General features: G+C 51.4%; 14 protein-coding genes and 1 riboswitch. Of the genes, 4 read left to right on the forward strand and 10 right to left on the reverse strand.

Features of this window, described 5'->3' with window-relative positions:
- Positions 1–11 precede the first annotated feature (11 nt).
- Entirely contained in the window at positions 12–470 is a 459-nt protein-coding gene (locus tag DQG23_RS08825) for a hypothetical protein (RefSeq protein ID WP_113030437.1), read from the reverse strand.
- A gap of 266 nt (positions 471–736) precedes the next feature.
- On the opposite strand from DQG23_RS08825, the gene DQG23_RS08830 reads away from it, so the two are divergent.
- On the forward strand, positions 737–1,102 hold the full coding sequence (locus DQG23_RS08830) for a helix-turn-helix domain-containing protein (RefSeq protein ID WP_113030438.1): 366 nt from the start codon (positions 737–739) through the stop codon (positions 1,100–1,102).
- Between the two features lie 335 nt (positions 1,103–1,437).
- Here DQG23_RS08830 and DQG23_RS08835 read toward each other — a convergent pair whose 3' ends face one another.
- The 9 genes from DQG23_RS08835 to DQG23_RS08870 form a co-directional block, all read right to left on the reverse strand.
- A complete protein-coding gene (locus DQG23_RS08835; RefSeq protein ID WP_113030439.1) occupies positions 1,438–1,644 on the reverse strand; it encodes a hypothetical protein in 207 nt (68 codons plus the stop codon).
- A gap of 674 nt (positions 1,645–2,318) precedes the next feature.
- Positions 2,319–2,465 (reverse strand): hypothetical protein, encoded by a 147-nt coding sequence (locus tag DQG23_RS42545; RefSeq protein WP_192894564.1) that lies wholly within the window; start codon positions 2,463–2,465, stop codon positions 2,319–2,321.
- A 133-nt stretch (positions 2,466–2,598) separates the two neighbouring features.
- The gene (locus DQG23_RS08840) at positions 2,599–8,718 is read right to left on the reverse strand and encodes a chitobiase/beta-hexosaminidase C-terminal domain-containing protein (protein ID WP_113030440.1); all 6,120 of its coding nucleotides are present in this window, start codon (positions 8,716–8,718) and stop codon (positions 2,599–2,601) included.
- Positions 8,719–9,764: 1,046 nt separating this feature from the next.
- A complete protein-coding gene (gene tenA, locus DQG23_RS08845) occupies positions 9,765–10,430 on the reverse strand; it encodes a thiaminase II (protein WP_113030441.1) in 666 nt (221 codons plus the stop codon).
- 158 nt (positions 10,431–10,588) lie between these two features.
- On the reverse strand, positions 10,589–11,392 hold the full coding sequence (locus DQG23_RS08850; protein WP_113030442.1) for an energy-coupling factor transporter transmembrane component T family protein: 804 nt from the start codon (positions 11,390–11,392) through the stop codon (positions 10,589–10,591).
- 4 nt (positions 11,393–11,396) lie between these two features.
- Positions 11,397–12,899 carry an ABC transporter ATP-binding protein gene (locus DQG23_RS08855; protein WP_113030443.1) on the reverse strand — a complete coding sequence of 501 codons (1,503 nt, stop codon included), beginning with the start codon at positions 12,897–12,899 and terminating at the stop codon, positions 11,397–11,399.
- Positions 12,900–12,955: 56 nt separating this feature from the next.
- Positions 12,956–13,543, reverse strand: coding sequence for an ECF transporter S component (locus DQG23_RS08860; protein ID WP_113030444.1), 588 nt, complete (start codon positions 13,541–13,543; stop codon positions 12,956–12,958).
- Positions 13,544–13,738: 195 nt separating this feature from the next.
- A riboswitch (TPP riboswitch) is annotated at positions 13,739–13,843 on the reverse strand.
- 40 nt (positions 13,844–13,883) lie between these two features.
- Positions 13,884–15,305 carry an FtsW/RodA/SpoVE family cell cycle protein gene (locus DQG23_RS08865; RefSeq protein ID WP_113030445.1) on the reverse strand — a complete coding sequence of 474 codons (1,422 nt, stop codon included), beginning with the start codon at positions 15,303–15,305 and terminating at the stop codon, positions 13,884–13,886.
- Positions 15,302–15,637, reverse strand: coding sequence for a PadR family transcriptional regulator (locus DQG23_RS08870; RefSeq protein ID WP_113030446.1), 336 nt, complete (start codon positions 15,635–15,637; stop codon positions 15,302–15,304). Before DQG23_RS08870 ends, DQG23_RS08865 begins: the two co-directional genes overlap by 4 nt.
- A gap of 263 nt (positions 15,638–15,900) precedes the next feature.
- Between DQG23_RS08870 and asd the strand changes: the two genes are divergently transcribed.
- From asd to DQG23_RS08885, 3 genes are all read left to right on the forward strand, one after another.
- Positions 15,901–16,692 (forward strand): archaetidylserine decarboxylase, encoded by a 792-nt coding sequence (asd, locus tag DQG23_RS08875; protein ID WP_113030447.1) that lies wholly within the window; start codon positions 15,901–15,903, stop codon positions 16,690–16,692.
- 191 nt (positions 16,693–16,883) lie between these two features.
- Complete coding sequence (locus tag DQG23_RS08880) at positions 16,884–18,116, forward strand: MFS transporter (RefSeq protein ID WP_113030448.1); 1,233 nt, start codon at positions 16,884–16,886, stop codon at positions 18,114–18,116.
- A 256-nt stretch (positions 18,117–18,372) separates the two neighbouring features.
- Complete coding sequence (locus DQG23_RS08885) at positions 18,373–19,530, forward strand: AI-2E family transporter (protein WP_113030449.1); 1,158 nt, start codon at positions 18,373–18,375, stop codon at positions 19,528–19,530.
- Positions 19,531–19,791: the final 261 nt, after the last annotated feature.

Raw genomic sequence — 19,791 nt, forward strand, 5'->3', positions numbered from 1 at the left:
ATCACGCGCGGTCACACCAGCAAATTAATTCGGTTATTCGCAAAATCATAGGACGATTCGGCAAAAAAATGATAGTAATATTCGGCTTTCATATATTGCGGCACATACATCATCGCAAGTCTATGCAGTTGATCGCGCAGCTCGGCGCGTGTCGTTTCGTCGATCGTGAGGACCAGCTCATACTCGTTTTTTGTCTTTTTTCGCCGGCTGTATATGATGTAGCCTGTCAGACGGAGGGGACGATCGACTATGGTCAGATCCATTGCAAGCACGACGAACGGACCGACCGGAAAACGAAGCTCGGTTAAGAATCGCAAGCTTTTGGCGCTGATATTCCCGATTTCGACGCGGCCGGGACGCGAGCTGGAGGGGCGTCCTTTGACCTCGACAATACGAAGTTGCGCGTACAAATGATCCCGGAATAATAACGGTATGGACTCGATCCTTCCGTTAAAACCGTCGTTTGACATACAGCGATCTCCTTTTTTCGATACGTTATGTATCTGTCATATCGTAACTTTACGATACGTTATGTATCGTGTCAAGCTTTTTTTCTTCAAAATTCCGTGATTTCTTTGGCTATACGAGCGTTTTCTGGTGTATAATGATTATAGTTTTCGTGCATTTTTGCAGAAAAATGCAAGCGCAATCAAGATAGACGCAAGTTTCGCGTCGACGATATATTCGTGACGACGGCTTACAACATCGTTACAACATTCAGGGAGGAACCTCTGCTATGAAATACGGCAACCGGATTGCCAAATTGCGCGATGAAAGACGGCTGACCCAAGAAGAACTGGCGGGCAAAGTCGGTATCACCCGTGCTGCGCTCTCTCACTACGAAAATAATCGGCGGGAACCGGATTATGAAACGATGCAAAAAATCGCCGACTTCTTTCATGTATCGATCGATTACATCATGGGCAGAAGCAGTGAGCCGTCTGTCGTTGACGCCAAAGTGCAGGAGTTTGTCGATCAGCTTGAGCTATCCGATCAGGACCTCCTGGATAAATTTTCGCTGACGATCGATGGCAAACCGCTGACTCCCGAAGAAGCCAAACGATTTATCGCATTCATCCGCGCCGATCGCGCTATGAAATAACCGACGTAAATCGATAAATGTGCTCAGAAAAAAACTCACGATGATACCTCATGTATCATAATGAGTTTTTTTATCTAGTCTCGGAATGCACATCCTTCGAGCGATTGTTCGGTTTTTCAGCAAACGCTTCGGCCAAGGACGTTTCTTCCGAGGTCGTTTTATGCGTTAACGTTTTTCCGCGGCGCAAGCGGCTTACCTATTTTTCCAATGCAGGTCTTTCAGCATCGAAGCTCTTCCGTTCTGCAACAAGGACAATCGGTTACACCGTCTTTCTAATCGAGCCGAGTTTTACCGAGAAAGGAAACAATCAACGCAGGATATACTGTCTTACATGTTCAAATGGCATTGCGTGCCTCCATTTCATATGAATAGCCCGCAGCGGACTGCTCGTGAAACCAATTCGTTTCTTCCATCCGGCGATCGAGCCGCTCGGTGTGTTCGGTCTGTTCGGTCAGTTGCTTCCATTCCTCATACTGTTCGAAGCGGATATCGAGCTGCGCTAAAATATGGCGAACATCCAGTACGACGCGTTCTGCCTTCATCGGATTACCCCACTTTAAATGGATTATCTTCAACGCCTTCGAAACCTTCCACACAACTTGTATTATAGATCATTCGAGCAACGAAGGTTGTCAGAAACTGGGACTGGATAATAAATTATTCATTCTATTTTTGTCGAAAATGTGAGTTTGTTACGAATTTATGGAAAAGTATTAAGAATAAACGCCTAGTCCGTCCTTTCATGACATGCGTGTTACCGGAAAATCGAACAAGACCCTAGCGTAAACTCACTGAGATTTCGAGTATTAACGACTCCCCCGCGTTTCCCATAGGTCTAGAGCCGCTCCTATGTACATGCTTTCTTATAGACCGGAAAAATCCACACCCGATATCCTATGATTTCACGGACGTTAGTATGACACTTAGTTATGGTTCCACATAACGACTTTTAGACAAGGATAAACGGCTTCGCCTTCCTTTAAGGACAGGCGCGTTTACCGTTGAATATAAGCACTTAATCCGTGAAACAAATAAATTTCTTATATTTGTAAAAATGCCCAAGCCGCGTTCGCCATATATTCGCACAGGAATTGTTCCGCCTCTTATGTAAATCGTTTATATGTGCCGCCGGACGGCAGTTTAAGCCCCTGCCTGCTCCAACGCAAAGAACCGGCCCCATTTCGGGTACCGGCCGCTCTTGCTCATCAAAATGCGATTATTGCGGGTTGCCCTGCTTGCTCACCTGATTCAAGCTCGGTACGTAATCCGCCGCTTTTTCCGGCTGCAGCTGAGTCTGCTCCTGCACGAATTTATTTTCCCGGAAGTCCGGGCTGCCGTTTTTGTTATTGGCCTTCTTTTCCATTCCGCGTCACCTCCAAGCGTATAATGCCCTGAGGCCGCAGGGATTATACATGTGAGGCGCAGGCTTGCCGAAACGAACAATAAAGCTGCCCAAGGCAGGCGTGATTCGCCCGCATGGAACAGCTTTTCACATGTTATTTGCCGATTTGCATAAGCAGGAATCGGATGTCATTGCGGTCGACTTTACCGTCACCCGTTACATCATGCATACGGTTTAAATATTTGACGACATCGTCGATGCGAACGCCATCGCCGTCTGTATCCATTTCCGCGCGGATCGCCGCTACGTCGGCTTCTCCTTTGATCGGTAACATTTGTGCGATGTTTCGTTTACCCGGCTCAAGCTGAACGGCTCCATCCGCCAACTTTAACGTCAGCTCGTTCCCAGTCAATGGCGTTTCGAACGTGAGCCGTAAGGAATATCCGGATAAATCGCCCGAATCGAGTTCCGCCGTTACGGCCGTAAAGGTTTGACCGTCCCGCTCAATCGCAAACTTCTGCGGGTCAAGCTGAACATCGTCATTCATCGCTGCCGATAACATTAAGGTAATCGTATTTTCGGTAACGTCCACAAAAGCGAATTTGCCGATTAGCGGCTCCGGTTCGGCTGACAAAGTCACTTCGTACGTTTTTTCCGTCAAGTCCTGGGCCGTTACAACGATCCGGAAGCGATACTCGCCTGCTAAAATGCCGCTAACTTGAACGAGCTCGCTCGACGGTGAATACACAATACCGGTTACCGTCGGACCTGAAATTTGACTAATCGCGTAAGTCGCTAGAGGATCCGACGTTTGAACCAGCCATTCAAGCGAAGGCTGCGCAGCATCGACCTTAAGCGAAATTTCATTGCCGCTCGGTGCCGACAAAGCTCCATGGATAGAAATGCCGATCAAATCCGCATTGCTCGGGCCGCTGCGAGTTACGTTCAACGTATAGCTGCGCGTTTCGTTATTCTCTGCGGTTACGACGATCGCAATATTCGTCACCCCGACATCCAAATAAACGTTTTCCGTAACGGAAGCCTGTTCGTTGTTTACGCTCATTTGCAGATTCGCTTTATCGAGATCTTCAAGCTTCGGCATGATCAAGAGCTGTTGAACGTGATGACCGACAGTTACTTGATAGTCGTTCAAATCCCGCCGAATCGGAATCGAAATTTGCGTCTCATTCCCGGTTTCGTCGAATCCGAGCAAACCAAGCCCGCTCAAGTAATTGTTATCGGACAGCGCTTGTCGAATCGTATACTGGAATACAGCAACTTCACTATTTTGCATGCCTGCTTTTAACGCGATCACTTTCAATGTGATCTCCTGATTCGGCTCGCCTGTCAGTATGACGCTCTCGCCCGAGCCTACCCATGGGCTTTCAGACGTAGGTATCGAGCCGTCCCATGTGTAATGCAGCTTTGCACCCACCGTTTCGCTGCTCAGCGTAACGGTTGTTCCCGGAGCGACAATCGTTCCGTTCACAAGCGACGCGGTCGGAGCCGCCGCCTGATTCTGGATCGTATACGTAAACGTCGAGACTTCGCTCGCGGTCATACCTTCTTTCAACGCGATTACTTTCAACGTGATCACCGCATTAGGCTCGCCTGTTAGCGTGACGCTCTCGCCCGAGCCTACCCATGGGCTTTCAGACGTAGGTATCGAGCCGTCCCATGTGTAGTGCAGCTTTGCTCCCGCCGTTTCGCTGTTCAACGTAACCGTTGTTCCCGGAGCTGCCGTCGCTCCGTCCTCCAGCGACGCAGTCGGAGCGGCCGCCTGATCCTGGATCGTAAACGTAAACGTTGAGACTTCGCTCGCTGTCATACCTTCTTTCAACGCGATTACTTTCAGCGTGATCACCGCATTAGGCTCGCCTGTTAGCGTGACGCTCTCGCCCGAGCCTATCCATGGGCTTTCAGACGTAGGTATCGAGCCGTCCCATGTGTAGTGCAGCTTTGCACCCACCGTTTCGCTGCTCAGCGTAACGGTTGTTCCCGGAGCGACAATCGTTCCGTTCACATGCGACGCAGTCGGAGCCACCGCCTGATTTTGGATCGTATACGTAAACGTCGAGACTTCGCTCGCGGTCATACCTTCCTTCAGCGCGATTACTTTCAATGTAAGCATCTGATTTGGTGCGCCGTTCAGCGTGACGTTCTCGCCCGAGCCTACCCATGGGCTTTCAGATGTTGGCGTCGAGCCATCCCATGTGTAGTGCAGCTTTGCACCCACCGTTTCGCTGCTCAGCGTAACGGTTGTTCCCGGAGCGACAATCGCTCCGTTCTCTAGCGACGCGGTCGGAGCGGCAGCCTGCTCCTGGATCGTATAGGTGAACGTCGAGACTTCGCTCGATGTCATACCTTCTTTTAGTGCGATCACTTTCAATGTGATCGCCTGATTCGGCTCGCCTGTCAGCGTGACGTTCTCGCCCGAGCCTACCCATGGGCTTTCAGACGTTGGCGTCGAGCCGTCCCATGTGTAGTGCAGCTTTGCTCCCGCCGTTTCGCTGTTCAACGTAACGGTTGTTCCCGAAGCGACAATCGCTCCGTTCTCTAGCGACGCAGTCGGGGCGGCCGCCTTTCCGACAATCGTTACATCGACCGATGTGGAATTAAGCGTCAGCTCGGTCGACACATCGATCGAATAATTGCCTGGAGCAGATGGATTTTGGAGTCCGGCCGTTTCATCAAAAACGACCGAAACCGGGTCTCCGACTCGAATCGACACATCGGTAAAAATCGAGATTTTGCGTTCTTCTTCATTAATACTAATTTTCGTCGGTACGGTACTGTTAACCGATACCGATCCCAAACCCATCGTTTCAGGCAGCACGTATCCTTCAGGGAACGATATCGTAATCGGGTCATTAACCGGATCCAGTGTGTTCGGCGAAATGAATGCAATCGCATACTCTACATTAACGGCTGACGCCATGTCCGTCCCCGGCGTAACGGAGACGTCTTGAGGCGAGTCTGCCGGAACGACGATGTTAACCGAGAAAGGCAAATTCCTCGTCGTGGAGACACTCGCTTCGTATTCGCCGATGCTATCCGGCAAAACGACCGGATAACCCGCGCCTCCCGGCGTATCCGGCTCTTTATCCAACAGCAATGTCAGCTCCGAGTCGGCAGGGACAAGCACGGATTCGGCTCCGGTCAGCTCCACGATAAATTCACGATTGACGCTATCCGGCTTTACAATGACTTCAACCGGCGTGCTGTCTTCTATTCCGGGAGATTGCCGCACATAGGCCGTGGCATTCCATTCTGTGGTCCGAGTCACAAGGAAAGAAGCCGGAACCTCAACCCGGATACGATCATTAGCAAACAGCACGTTTGGAGCCGTCAGCTTTACTTGTAGTTTTGCGCCTTCCTTATAAAAAGCGGGCATATCCTCTCCAGACCGGAAATCGAGCTGCGCGTCCGTCAAAGGAAGACTAATATTTACGTTTACGATAATTTTGTTTTCAACTTCTCCATACTGAGGGTCTGTCGCCTTGATCGTCATCACCACAGGGGTCAACCCGATAGGCAATGCTGCCAAATCGACGGATATTTTGTCGTTTACCAGCTGTGCATTCTCTACGACCGGCGAAATGCGCGCCCCATCTTTCAAAAACGGTTCTATCAACAGCTCGCCGCTTTGACTGTCGCTCAAGTTCACCGTATATGCCGATCGCTCCGGTTCGAACGGTTCAACCGTTGGAATATATTCTTCTCCACTCTTTGAAATGGAAAGACCGGTCAATTGCGTTTTCTCGGAGCAATAAATCGATACGGCAAAGGGCGTGAACGTTCGCATAACGTCCTCTTTCTCTGCTAGCTGCACGAATATCGTCCGCAACCCTTCCTCTCCGGTTCCTAGTCTATAGGAAAGGATCGGCTGCAGGTCCTGCCACCCTTGATCCGGCCAAGTGAGTCCGTCCGCAGAAAACCGTACTTTATATGGACTGTAGTCGGATATCTCAAACCCTTCCGCATTCACCGCCACGTCAAGCGAGCCTGTGGCAAGGGTGCCCTCTTGGCCGGCATTAAACCTAAACGGAGGTTCGACGCCGATTGGTATAACTCGTTCGACATCCCCTAAAGCAGGAATGCTTAGTTGTATGAACGCCGGCTCTTGTTCTTCCCCTGAAGGGTTACCAAGTCCGCGGACAATATCGAACGTCACTTTTTGTCCCGCCGGTATTCGGTCCGGAACGACAATTGAGAACTCTACATACATTTCCGAAACTAGTGAATCGATTATCACATTTTCTTCAGACAAGCGCTGGCCGTTATAAAAAACGAGTAATCCATTCTCGGATAACGTATAGGCCGGCATATAAAAATGAAGCGATTGCCCCGCATCTACATCGAATCTGGTTATCAGTTCAAAATGGTACTGCGCTTGGCTATTTGCCAAATAGTTGCTGGCAGTTGCAGAAAAGCGGATGATCTTACCGATAGCCGATTTTACGTAGACCGGATAGGCATCCGCCGAAGTGTATAACAGGAACGAGTAGCTGTCCTCGACAAGAGGCACGATCAGCTTGTCGTTCTTCAGGTTGACGATTACCGTGGTCCCCGGCTCCGCTTCCTGGCTCAGCGGAATTTCCAGCGTACGTGCCGTACCGGCGAATACCTCCGACGGCGTATATGGCGTTCCGCCGCCCATTTGTATTTCGATATCCGACGGCTCGAACGGCATAACCTCCGGATTCGGCATAAAGGCTTGCGGAATTTGCAGCGTGATTTTATCGCCGGGAGCGATGCCCGATTTGGCCGTAAACTGCAATCGATAAGAAGCGGGAGCCCCAAACTCCCTGATCTCTCCCCATTCCTCAATCGAAGCGCCGGTTACCGACGTCGGAAAATGAACCCGTTCCGGAGCGACCGTCTCCTCGCCGGATATCCCTATGCCCAACTGTCCGTACGTATTGGTGCCCCAAGCGTATAGTTCGCCATTCTCCTCTATGCCAAGCGCAAAATGCAGACCGGCGGCTATTCCGTTAAGTGGCATCGTCATTAAAGGGGAGCTCCCGGCGAAATCGCTTCCGCTAACGGGAGCTGCCTGACTAAAGCCAAGCTGTCCGGACGAGCTGTCGCCCCAGCCGTATACGCTATCGGGAAGCCCCCTATCATCTTGTCCGTTCACAAGCATTGTGAAATCGTAGCCGGCTGCCAAATCCCCGATTCTGCGGTCAGTGGAATAGGACATATGGAATTCGGTCCCCGCTTCGTTCGTGCCGTTTCCCAATTGTCCCTGTTCGTTAGCCCCGATAGTCCAAACTTCTTCGGAATATTGCTCATTTTCGCCATAACGGCCGATTGCGATAACGCTGTGGGTGCCGCCGGCCGCGACATGCAGCAGTTCGCCGCCTTCTACGTCTCCGGGAACCGTTAGTTCCGCTGGGGTTTCCACCGTTAATGGCGCGTTCTCTGCACGGCTCAACTGTTTATGGGCATTATTTCCCCAGCCCTTCAGCGTCTTCCTTCTGTCTGACTCTTGAATAAGAAGCATGTGAGCGTCCCCGAGTGCCGCCTCGACGATTGGATCCAACCGGTTAAGCGAGACCGGCCAAGGAGACGTCGGATCGTGTTCGACGGAGCTTCGTCCCAGCTGCCCCTGATCGTTATTTCCCCAAGTATACAGGTCGTAAAACACGTATCCATCCCATGCCTCTGATAATGCTGCAGCAAACTTGCCGCCCGCGTAGACGTCGCTTATGTTGTTTAAATCATCGTTTAACGCCGGGGAATAACGCGATTCCGTATCCCCTAATCCGAGCTGACCGGAGCCGTTATCTCCCCAGACCCATACATGTCCGGATTCATCAAGAACGATCGAGAATCCGCGCGGAATCCCCGCTTCGTCAATATAGCCGCCTGCCGCAGCTTGTTTGAAGCGCTGGCCTTCGGGAGTCAAACCGATGCGAATCGGTTTGGGGTGAGCTTCCGGATCGGCTGTCCCGATCCCCAACTCTCCGCTTATGTTTGAGCCCCAAGCCCACAAGGAGCCGTCCGCTCTAACCGCCAAAACATGCGCCGGCCCGGCCGACACAGAAACGAATCCATCGCCGTTCTCCTCAGCCGGCTCCCCAGGCGGAAAGGACTCTTCGCCCGGAAACCCGGGTCCTTCGCCTGAAATGCCGCCCGATCGCCATCCTCCGTACGCTTCCGCCGACCGCAAGCCGAAACCCGCAGTAAGCACGCACACTATCAACATGACGCTCATGATTTTATAAAAAAATAATTGCCTGCTGTTGCGGTTACTATATAAACCAATCAATACTAAAGCACCCTTTCTTATTGGCAATCTAGCTGAAGCGATACGAGATTAGTAATGTTATCCATTATTATAGGACAATTTTACAGGATATTGTTTAAAATTTAGTTAAATTCGACAAAATCAATAGAGAAAAAGTTTCATTTTGACGAATCCTGACTGATGCCGGCCGTAAGGATAAAAGTCTTCGCTATCCTAAACGCTTTCAGGATAAAAGGCTTCGGAAGCCTAAGTCTAGGAATATTCCGATATAAAAAAAGGCCAGTCTCTCCAATTAAATTGGAAGAAACTTAGCCTTATAGAACTATTACGATATCAAGTCTAAAACTAGGGAGTGACGACCTGGTTACGAAAGCAAACACGGATACGTAATTGGTTATGCACGAACCGTGCGATTAGTGGAGAAAACCTTATTATTCATGAGGCTGGCCTCACTATTCTACCGGTAAAACGCTCCTTTTCGCCTAATAATTAGGCAAACGTAACTATCAATTTCGTTTGCCTCACTATTCGTTGCGTTTGCCTCATTATGCCACCAGAACAAGGGTTTTCGGCTAGAAACAATGAGGTTTGCNAGGGTTTTCGGCTAGAAACAATGAGGTTTGCCTCACTATTAGTTGCGTTTGCCTCATTCCCTCACCAAACCACAGGTTTTCGGCTAGAAATAGTGAAGTTTGCCTCACGAATAGTAACCTTTGCCTCATTTATGAGGATCACTACCCGTTGCACGATCAAATGCTTACATCTTTAGCATCTATAGTATAAGAGTTAAGAGTTGAATACTGCTAGTAGTTTGACCACGTTTGATCTAAGGTTTGCTACCCGACTTTTCGTAATATCTTGTAGTTAAACAGCAGGTTTGTATGCAACTCAGCTTCGTTTATACCTTGAATTTGACGTGGTCAACCTACTAATCGTCTATCTACTCGTAAACTAAAGATTACGTGCATTTCATTCGGTACTCATGTCAAATGCGGGCAGCAAACAACCGGCTTCTTGCCCGAACCTCGGTTTTAGAGTTGCGCCTGCATCAGCCTTGCTTGCGGAGCTTACACCGGCCATTTCTCCAGCCGATATGCCATCTCCCAGAACATCAGTTCATATTTGCTGCTGATCAGAAAATGACGCTTCATCCGTTCGCGGTCCGCTTCCGTAACTTTCGCGGCAATCTCGTCGAACCGGTCGATTTGCTCCTTGACGAGCTCCCCGAACCATTCGCCCCCGTATGCGTCGATCCATTCCTGATAAATCGGATTGCCGGGCTTCGAGCCCTTCAGACGCTCGCCGATCTCGTAATAGAGCCAGTAGCACGGCAAAATCGCAGCGATCACATCGCCCAAATGTCCCATGTAAGCTGCGCGGTACATATGCGACGTATAAGCATACGCAGTTGGCGCAGGCTCGAATGCGGCTTTCTCCTCTTCCGTTATTTCAAGCAGCTTCGAAAATTTCTCGTGCAGCGACAGCTCGGCGCCGTATGTACCTTGCGCGTGAACCGCCATCCGGTTCGTCGTAAACAAATCGTCGGCTTTCGCCGCCCCGAGCGCCTGAACGCGCGCGAATTGCGATAAATAATACGCGTCCTGCATGACGTAGTAACGGAAAGATTCGATCGGCAAGCTGCCGTCGGCAATGCCGGTTACGAAAGGATGATCGAAGCTCGCCTGCCAAATCTTATCGGCTTCCTGCCGTACTTGCTTGGAAAATGTCGTCATGTTCGATAGCCTCCATTTATACAAGAATCATGTCTTCGCCGTCCAAAACGCTTTCGAAGAAAGCGACTTCTCAAGCATAAGGTGGGACTTGCGCGTTACCGTTGAAAGATAAGCGGTTGATAGGTGAAATATATAACGCCTTATATTTTAAAACAATGTCACCCGATCATTCTGACGTCGGTCATATGAAAAACTGGCGCATATACGCTTAATCCGATCGCCGCCGCAGCGATTGCCGCATACGCGACGATGGCAAGCGCATCGATCCGCGACACGCTCAGCTCGTAATAGTACGTTCTCTTTTTCGCTTCTGAAAAACGTTTGGCTTCCATCGCAACGGCGATCCTCTGCGCCTTTCTTATGCTTTGCGCAAGCAGCGGAACCGCATAAGCCTTCAGCTTCCGGTAAAAGCCGCCGATTCCGCGTTGGCGCCGCATACCGCGCACCTTGAGCGCGTAGCGCAGCGTCTGCAGCTCCTCAAGCAGCAGCGGAATAAGCCGGATCGAAGCCATAAAGCTGTACGCGTATTTCGGCGGCAGCTTGGCCTGCTGCATCAGCGAGTAAAACAAGTATACGGGCCGTGTCGTCAAAGCGAAGGTCAAGCCGAGTACGGCAAAATCCAGCGCGCGAAATCCGAGATGAATGCCGCGAAGAAAGCTTTCCTTCGTTACCGAGACGAGTCCCCACTCGAACCATAACGTCGTACCCTTGCCGAATAGCGCCATGGAGACCGCACTCGAAACGAAGATGAGCAGAAACGGCGACATGTATAACAGCAGCCGGCGCAAAGGGTGACCCGAAAAGGAGAAAAGCAGAATAAAATGAAACACCGTCATGTAAACGAGCGTATCAAGATTATGCACAAACATCGCATATACGAACAGGATGACGAACAACAGCAGCTTCAGCGCGGGATTGCCGCGGTGCAGCCATGTTTCGCGGTATGAAAAATCGATCTGCATCGCGTCAGCTCCCCCCTGCTCCGACAGCTCCGGCCGCCGCTCCGTCAGCAGCAGCCTTCTCGTCCATCCGCTTTCGCTCCGCGTTTATATCCGAAGCAAGCTTGCCGTCGGCAATTGTCCAGATACGCGTGGCATACCGCTCGACGATCTCCATATCATGAGTCACCATCACGATTGCCGTTCCTTGCAGGCGCCACGCCTCCAGCTTCTCCAGCATCGCGAACGTGTTTCTGGCATCCTGGCCGAAGGTCGGTTCATCCAGCAGCAGGATCGGCTGCTCCTTCACGATTGCGCACGCGACGCTGAGCCTGCGTTTCTGCCCCATCGACAGCAAATACGGATGCTGGCCCGACTTGCCGCTAAGCTCGAACAGCTCGAGCAGCCGCTTCGTTTTCTCGGCGATTTCCGTCTCGGATACCCGATCCAGCCGAAGGGTATATGCGACTTCATCGTAGACGGAATTGGTAACAAACTGAAATTCCGGATTTTGGAACACATAGGCAAGCTGGGAGGCCAGGTCGTTTATTCGCGCCGCATCCTGCCCTTGCACTTTGTAACCGCCGGTCGTCCGGATCAGCTGCATCAGCGATAAAAGCAGCGTGCTTTTTCCGGCTCCGTTATGTCCGACTACGGTGATCCATTCTCCCGGGTAAACGTCGGCTTGCGGTATGAACAGCTTGCGATTTTTACCTCGATATCCGGCAAAATCATTCAACGAAAGCAGCGGAGCGCCGCTTTCGGCCATACGGCTCTCGGCTTCTGGCAAAGCGCGGTCTGCCGAGTAATCGTCCCATACGCCCGGATACCAAATCCCGTATTCGATCAATTGCTGCTTATACCGGGCGAACACGTCGTTCTTATCGCCATCCCCGATTATTCTCCCTTGATCGTCGAACAGGACGACCCGGTCGACGAAATCGACGATCCGGTCGATTTTATGCTCGACGATGAGAACGGTTTTGCTGCGGGCGACGTTTTTGATCGTCTGCCACACCTGCTCGGTCCCCTCCGGGTCGAGCAGCGCCGTCGGTTCGTCCAGGAAAAGCACGTTCGGCTCAAGCGCCAGCACGGAGGCGATCGCCAGCCGCTGCTTCATCCCTTGGGAAAGCGCATTGATCGGCGTATGGATATCGTCAAGCCGAAGACCAGCCAGCTCTAAATAATGCCGGATGCGCTCCGGCATTTCCCTGCGCGGAACCTGCAAATTTTCAAGCACGAAAGCCAGCTCTTCATCCACGAAGGGCATGCAAAATTGCGTGTCCGGATCTTGAAACACATACCCCCAAGAAGCGGGTATCGTGATGTCCTCATGCTTCATCGGCACTTCCACCGAACCGGGAATAATGCCGGTCAGCACTTGAAGAAGCGTCGATTTGCCGCAGCCGCTCGGGCCGAGCAGCAGCACCTTCTCGCCTTCGCCGACTGCAAACGACAGGTCGCGGAACAGCAAGCTTTCGTCGCCGGGAAATTTCAATCGCAGCTGTTTGACTCCTGCTGCCGTAATCATATGTCATTCGCCTCGGCTTTCGTCTAAGAAGTTAAATGGCCGAATCCTTTTATCTATTAATTATCCAGCGCTTTATAATCTTCATTGGAAACGGGACGCAGCTGCTTCGTAACGCCTGTCGCCTCAAGCGCCTTGACCAGGTAGTACGCGAAGAAACCGCAGATGATAATCGAGCCGATCGTACGGGCGCCGATCATCAGCGTCAAATTCCATGCAGATAAATCGGTAATGTAATTATTGTAGAAATCCATGATCAGCGAGCCTGCGCTGGACCCGATTGCGGCTAGCGACGCTACGCCTATCGTAAATCTTCTGTAGCCGAAAGCGGCGAACGCCAGCTCCGCAAACAGTCCCTGGAGCACGCCCGACAAAAGTACGGACACCCCATATTGCGAGCCGGTAACCAGCTCGGCCGAAGCAGCGGCCACCTCCGCAAGCAGAGCGACGCCGGGCTTACGGATGAGCAGCGCAGCCACCGTGCCGGCAATAAACCACATGCCGTAAATCAGCTCCTCGAGACGAATCCCGAACGGCTTAGCCGCATCGTACAGCGGTCCCCAAAGCTTATAAACGATACCGAACACGACTGCGATAACGACCGTTACCAAAATATCGGCCAGCTTCAGCCCTTTTCCCTTTCCCATTCTCCAACACTCCTTCAATTACGTCCGGCGATCCTGACTTGAACGGCAGGACGTGCAAATTTGCCACTAGAATACCTGACAAAGCGATATATGGCCTCCTGAGCTATCTCCTGTTACAGGGCGGGCTCAAACAAAAAAGCCACCCCCGTAAAGGAGTGGCGGAAAGTCGATGCCGCGCGGCAACCGGTTCTTGGAACCGTTCTTCTTCCACTTCCCTACGCTGGTTCTAACCAGATCAGGTTCGGAGGGTCTAGGATCATGCGATCCAGTCTCAGCCGTAAGGCTCCCCTAGTGACAGTCTTATATTAGCACGGCGTTGCCAAAAGTCAACAGTTAAAAATTAAATCGGGCGTTCGAAACGGCCGTTTGAAGAAGAACGAGGGCTTCTGCCCAGCCGGTATACGCTCAAGAAAAGTCCGATCAGCAGCGCCTGGGTGACCGATTGCGCGCCTCCGTAACTTACGAACGGCATTCCGATGCCGGCAATCGGCATAAGTCCGAGCGTCATCAGAATATTCCATGCAAACTGCAGGGTAAAATAAGCGGCTGCGACAGCTGCGATCAGCTTGCCGTAGCGATCCGTAGCCCCGATTGCCGCTTGCAGCAGCCGCGAAACGAACAGCAGAACGGCGAATGCGAGCAGCGCTCCTGACACCCAGCCGAGCGTATAAATAAGATAGGGATAAATAAAATCCGTATGAACGGACGGCAGTATTTTCACATTCGCAGCGAAACCTTGTCCCCATAAACCGCCTTGTTTGATTACATCGAGCGATACATTCTTGTAGTAATTCATATCCGGATCGCCGTTGAAAAAAGCAGCCACTAACCTGCGCCTGTACGACGTTCCCATTAAAAGAGCTAGAGGGCCTGCTGTCAGGGCGATAGCGATCAAAGAAATCCAACCTTTGACCCTCGCAAAAACCAAAATAGCCGTAACGCCTGCCACATAAATAAGAACGCCGGAAAATAGCTTGAGCAGCAACAGTCCGCCCACAGGTACGACGATCAGCGAAAACAGCTTCCAGACGAAGCCGCCGGTAACGATCGCCCATTCCTTGTCATAGGCGGGGATGGAAACGCGCAGGAGCGGCTCTTGTGCGGCTGCAAGCTCCTTGGAGCGGGTTCTCTGCGATAAGCTCGTCCCGCCGGCTCCGCCCGAGGGCCGTTCTTCCGCAAGCATGCCGCTTACGGCGATCAGGAACAAGACCGAGGCGAAAACGGAAATATCGACATGTCCCATACCGAAGAAAGGTACCGGCAAATAATGTGCGCCATTAAGTTGGTTGCTTGTAAGCAGCGTCAGCAGGATCAGTGCGACCGCCGTTATGTAAAACCAGACCGTAAACCTCTGTAAACGCCGATAATCGATCAAAGCCGCACCGATCATCAGCGCGATAGAAACCGTTTCAAACAATAGCTTTTTGATAAATAAGCTGTCGTTGTACCAGCCTCCGCCGGCCGCGATCGACTGCATGACAAGCAATCCGAGTCCGATAAAAAATCCCGTAAGCGCAATGACGCTCCATTCGATTTTGATTTTGTGCGTCCGATTCAGCTGCTTGCCCACGGATAACGGATCGCCCATCTCGGCGACCGCTTGGCGGGCGGCTTCCTCCTCGGAGAGTCCTTCCTCCATTTTGAACGCCACCGCTTCCTCAAGATGGGAGAGCAGTTCTTCGCGAATATCGTCATGAACGCGCTTGTTCCGGACGCAGCCGCAGACGGCCTCCGCATATTGCCCCAGCAGCTCGCTGCTCATGCGCGTCCCTCCCCGAGCACTTGATCAACGGCATTCCGGAATACGCTCCATTCCTGCGTTTTCTCTGCAATGAGCTTGCTGCCTCGCTCCGTGATTCTGTAATATTTCCGTTTCCGCTTGCCTTCTTCCTCATGCCAATAAGCTTCGACGCAGCCATCCGCTTCGAGATGATGCAGAATCGGATACAGCGTGCCCTCCTTGAACTGAAAAATGCCGTTCGACCGGCTTTCCATCTCTTTAATCATCTCGTAACCGTACATTGGCTTCCGCTCCAACAGCGATAGAACGAGCGTTACCGTACTGCCTTTCATAAGCTCTTTGCTGATTTTCAAAAGCTCACCTCTATGCCTATTTTATCTATGCATCGTATATCTATGTATAAGCATATACAAAATCCCGACTTCTGGCAACCACTTAAATGATTGGAATAAACCGCCAGTCCATTCCTGAAAAATGGATCAACTTTTCGCGATTTTATTGCTTTGTCGGGCAATCTGTGTCAAGATGAGAAAAGCGAAATTTCACCCGCTTTATTCAGTTAGCGGAAGACAGCGCTCCAAAAAGACGAACTCTATAGAACAGGTGACATGTCCATATGGCGAAGCCATTTTTTCGGTTATTGACAGAACTTTCTTCACGCAAAACCGTCTCGCGTGTAACAGGCGCCTTCGCCAAATCGAGAGCCAGCCGCAGCCTCATCCCGTGGTTTGCCAGAACGTACGGCATTCGCGTCGAGGACGCCGAGAAACGCATCGCGGAGTACGCATCGCTTAACGATTTTTTCACAAGACGGCTTAAGCCGGGGATCCGCCCCGTAGAAACGGGCGATTCCGCGCTCGTCAGCCCTGTCGATGCGATGGTAACCGGCATCGGTCCGATTCAAGCAGGCCAAATGTTTAATGTTAAAGGACAGGATTATACGATCGAGGAGCTGCTAAACCGCTCTCCCCGGCTGGTCAACTATAAGGACGGCTTCTTTTTCGTGCTGTACTTAAGCCCGACCGATTATCACAGAATTCACGCGCCTGTCGGCGGCAAGATCGTCGAGAAGGAGCATATACCCGGCAAAGTTTATCCGGTTAACGAGTTCGGCCTCCGCCATATGCGCAGGGTGCTCAGCCGCAATGAACGGCTTATTACGTACATGCAGCATGCATTCGGCGAAGTAGCCGTCGTTAAGGTCGGCGCCATGAACGTAAGCAGCATTCAGTATGTTTCGCCGCTGCCTGACCAGCTTGCCGGAGGCGACGAGCTTGCTTATTTCGAATTCGGCTCGACAATCGTTCTCCTGACGGAGTCGGGAACCTTCAAGCCGCAAAGCGATCTTAAGCTGGGGAGCGTCGTCCGGATGGGACAGATGCTCGGTACGCTGCAGGCTAAAGGATAAATGCGTCCGCATCGACCGTTCCTTTCTTCGGGCAAATCGAGGAATTGTCGTGTCGAATGGAATCGGCATAGCCGATCCCCGTGCGAACGCCAATCGTTTGACGCATGTTGACAAACCGATTTTTCTAAAATTTGGGCAAGAGCGGATTTCATCCGCCCTTGCCCTTCTCTAATGGAAGGGGAAATCCATTTATGACGACCTCGGCAGCGGCAGGGCTCCGTTCGGCTCCCGACGCGAACAAAACCGCTTATCGCATTTTAATGGCGATCAGCCTGGTCCATCTGTTCAATGATTCGATGCAATCGGTCATCACCGCTATTTTTCCTATAATTAAAGATTCGATGTCGCTTACGTACTCGCAAATCGGCATGATTTCCTTCGTGCTCAGCTTCACCGCATCGCTTATGCAGCCCGTAGTCGGCATGTATACCGATGCGAGGCCGTCGCCGTATTTATTGCCGATCGGCATGGCTTCGACGCTGGTCGGTATGCTCTGTTTGGGCTTTGCGCCCAATTACATGCTCGTCCTGCTGGCGGCCATGATGGTCGGCCTCGGCTCCGCCGTGTTTCATCCCGAAGGCTCGCGCGTTGCCTATATGGCAGCCGGTCCGAGACGGGGACTCGCCCAATCGATTTTTCAAGTAGGCGGCAACGTCGGGCAGGCGCTAGCCCCGCTTATGGTCATTTACATCTTTTTTCCGCTTGGACAGAAGGGAGCGCTGTGGTTCACGTTCGTAGCCGGCGCCGCGATCATCGTGCAATTTTTTATCGCCCGATGGTACAAAGACATGCTGCTCGTCCTGCCGCGGAAGTCGCGAAACGGATCGGCGCGGGGCACCGCAAGCAAAGCCCGCCGCAAGCAAATCGGCTATGCGATCGTCGTGCTAATCGTGCTCGTATTCGTGCGGTCGTGGTATGGCGCGAGCATTTCGAACTATTTCATGTTTTACTTGAACGAAAGCCTCGGCGTATCCAAGCAGAACGCCCAATACTTTATATTGGCCTTCGGGCTTATGGGCGCAGTGAGCACCTTTCTCGGCGGGCCGATGGCGGACCGCTTCGGACGGCGTAACGTCATCTTTTTCTCGATGCTGGGCACCGCGCCGTTCGCCTTGATTTTACCGTATGTGGGACCGGCATGGGCGTTCGTGCTGCTGCTTGTCATCGGGTTTATTTTGCTGTCGAGCTTCTCCGTAACCGTCGTTTATGCACAAGAGCTAATTCCCGGCAAAATCGGCACCGTTTCCGGCCTTATTACGGGCCTCGCTTTCGGTCTAGGAGCCGTCGGCGCCCTGGCGCTCGGCCACTTGATCGAGCTGACCAGCCTTGATTTCGTTATGCAAGCCTGCGCGTTCCTCCCGCTTGTCGGCATCATGACCATTTTGCTTCCATCGGATCGCAAGCTGAGGGAATGGTCGAGTTGATTAGGCAGAAGCACTGCTTCCTTCTGCAAGGGGAGTAAGAGAGTGCGATTCGCGCGGCGAAATAGACTTTGTAAGTTTTATGTTATGATCACTGCGGAAATCAAAAAAAATGAGAGCCCATCGGGGCTCTTTTTTTTGCTTATATCGACTCGATGTTTCGTCACTTTAAGTGTGCACGGTCACCGCTTGCCCATAAACTTGTTCTTTGCTGCCGCAAAGGTTATTCTAAATAATAATGGCAGAAAGGAACTTGCGCATGGAACGTCCCTCTGGCTGGACCGACAGGTTTAGGCTGTTCTTTTTGAACAATAAATTTGTCATTCTTCTATTGATCGTATTGCTGATCGCTCTTAACATTTTTGTGCTGACTAAAATCTCCTACGTGTTCAAGCCGCTCCTCGTACTCGTCAAAACGGTTTTATTGCCTTTGATCCTTACAGGCGTCGTTTATTACTTGCTGAATCCGATCGTCGATTATTTGGAACGCAAAAAAGTAAAACGCGTCTATTCGATCATCGTTCTATATCTGCTTATCATCGGCATCTTAACGCTCGTCATCGGAAGCGTCGTTCCCTTGATCCGCGAGCAAGTTATGGGCTTGATTCATAATTTTCCGGTATATTTTCAAACCGTCGAGGCGCAAATCGAATCCTGGATGGGCAGTCAATTGATGAATCAGATTCAAGAGACCGTCAACATCAATCCCGAGGAGATTACGCGAACCATTTCCGAACGCGGAACGGCGATTTTGAACCATACATGGTCCAGCATCGGCGGATTTTTGGGCGCATTAACCGAAACGCTCCTGGCGATCGTTACCGTGCCTTTTATATTGTTTTACTTATTAAAGGACGGGGACCGGCTTCCACGCTACATTTTATCGTTCCTGCCCACTTCGTTCCGCGGCCAATCGTTCCGGGTCATGTCCGAAATGAGCCATCAAATCAGCTCTTATATACGGGGGCAAATCATCGTCAGCTTCTGTATCGGCTTTTTGCTGTACATCGGTTACTTGATTATCGGCTTGGAGTACTCGCTCATTCTCGCGATCATCGCGGCTTGCACGAGCATCGTACCTTACCTGGGTCCCGCGATCGCCATCACGCCGGCGCTGATCGTATCGATCGTCACTTCACCCGTGATGCTTCTGAAAATGATCGTCGTCTGGACGATCGTCCAGCTCATCGAAGGGAAGTTCATCTCCCCGCAAATTATGGGAAGATCGCTCCAGATTCATCCGATCACGATTATTTTCATCATCCTGACGGCAGGAAACCTATTCGGCATCGCCGGAATCATTCTCGCGGTCCCCGGCTACGCCGTGCTTAAGGTTATTTTCACGCATCTGTTCAACTGGTTCAAGGTACGCTCCCGGTTGTACGGGCCCGTGGAGTCAAGTGCGGATGACATTTAACACAAATGGTATCCGTTTCGCGCTAGTAGCATTTCAACTCTTATCCTATAGTTTTTAGGTAAAGTTTACTATCAGTGAAACAAACCTCACTATTTCTAACCGAAAACCCATGTTTTGGTGAGATAATGAGGCAAAGTGCAGCTATTAGTGAGGCAAACCTCATTGTTTCTAGCCGAAAACCCGTGTTCTGGTGGCATAATGAGGCAAACGCAACTCCCTCTGTTCGTAGCGGTTTTCTCACGAATGCTCGCTCATTCGCAG

The sequence above is a fragment of the Paenibacillus contaminans genome, assembly GCF_003285015.1.
GTDB lineage: Bacteria > Bacillota > Bacilli > Paenibacillales > NBRC-103111 > Paenibacillus_V > Paenibacillus_V contaminans.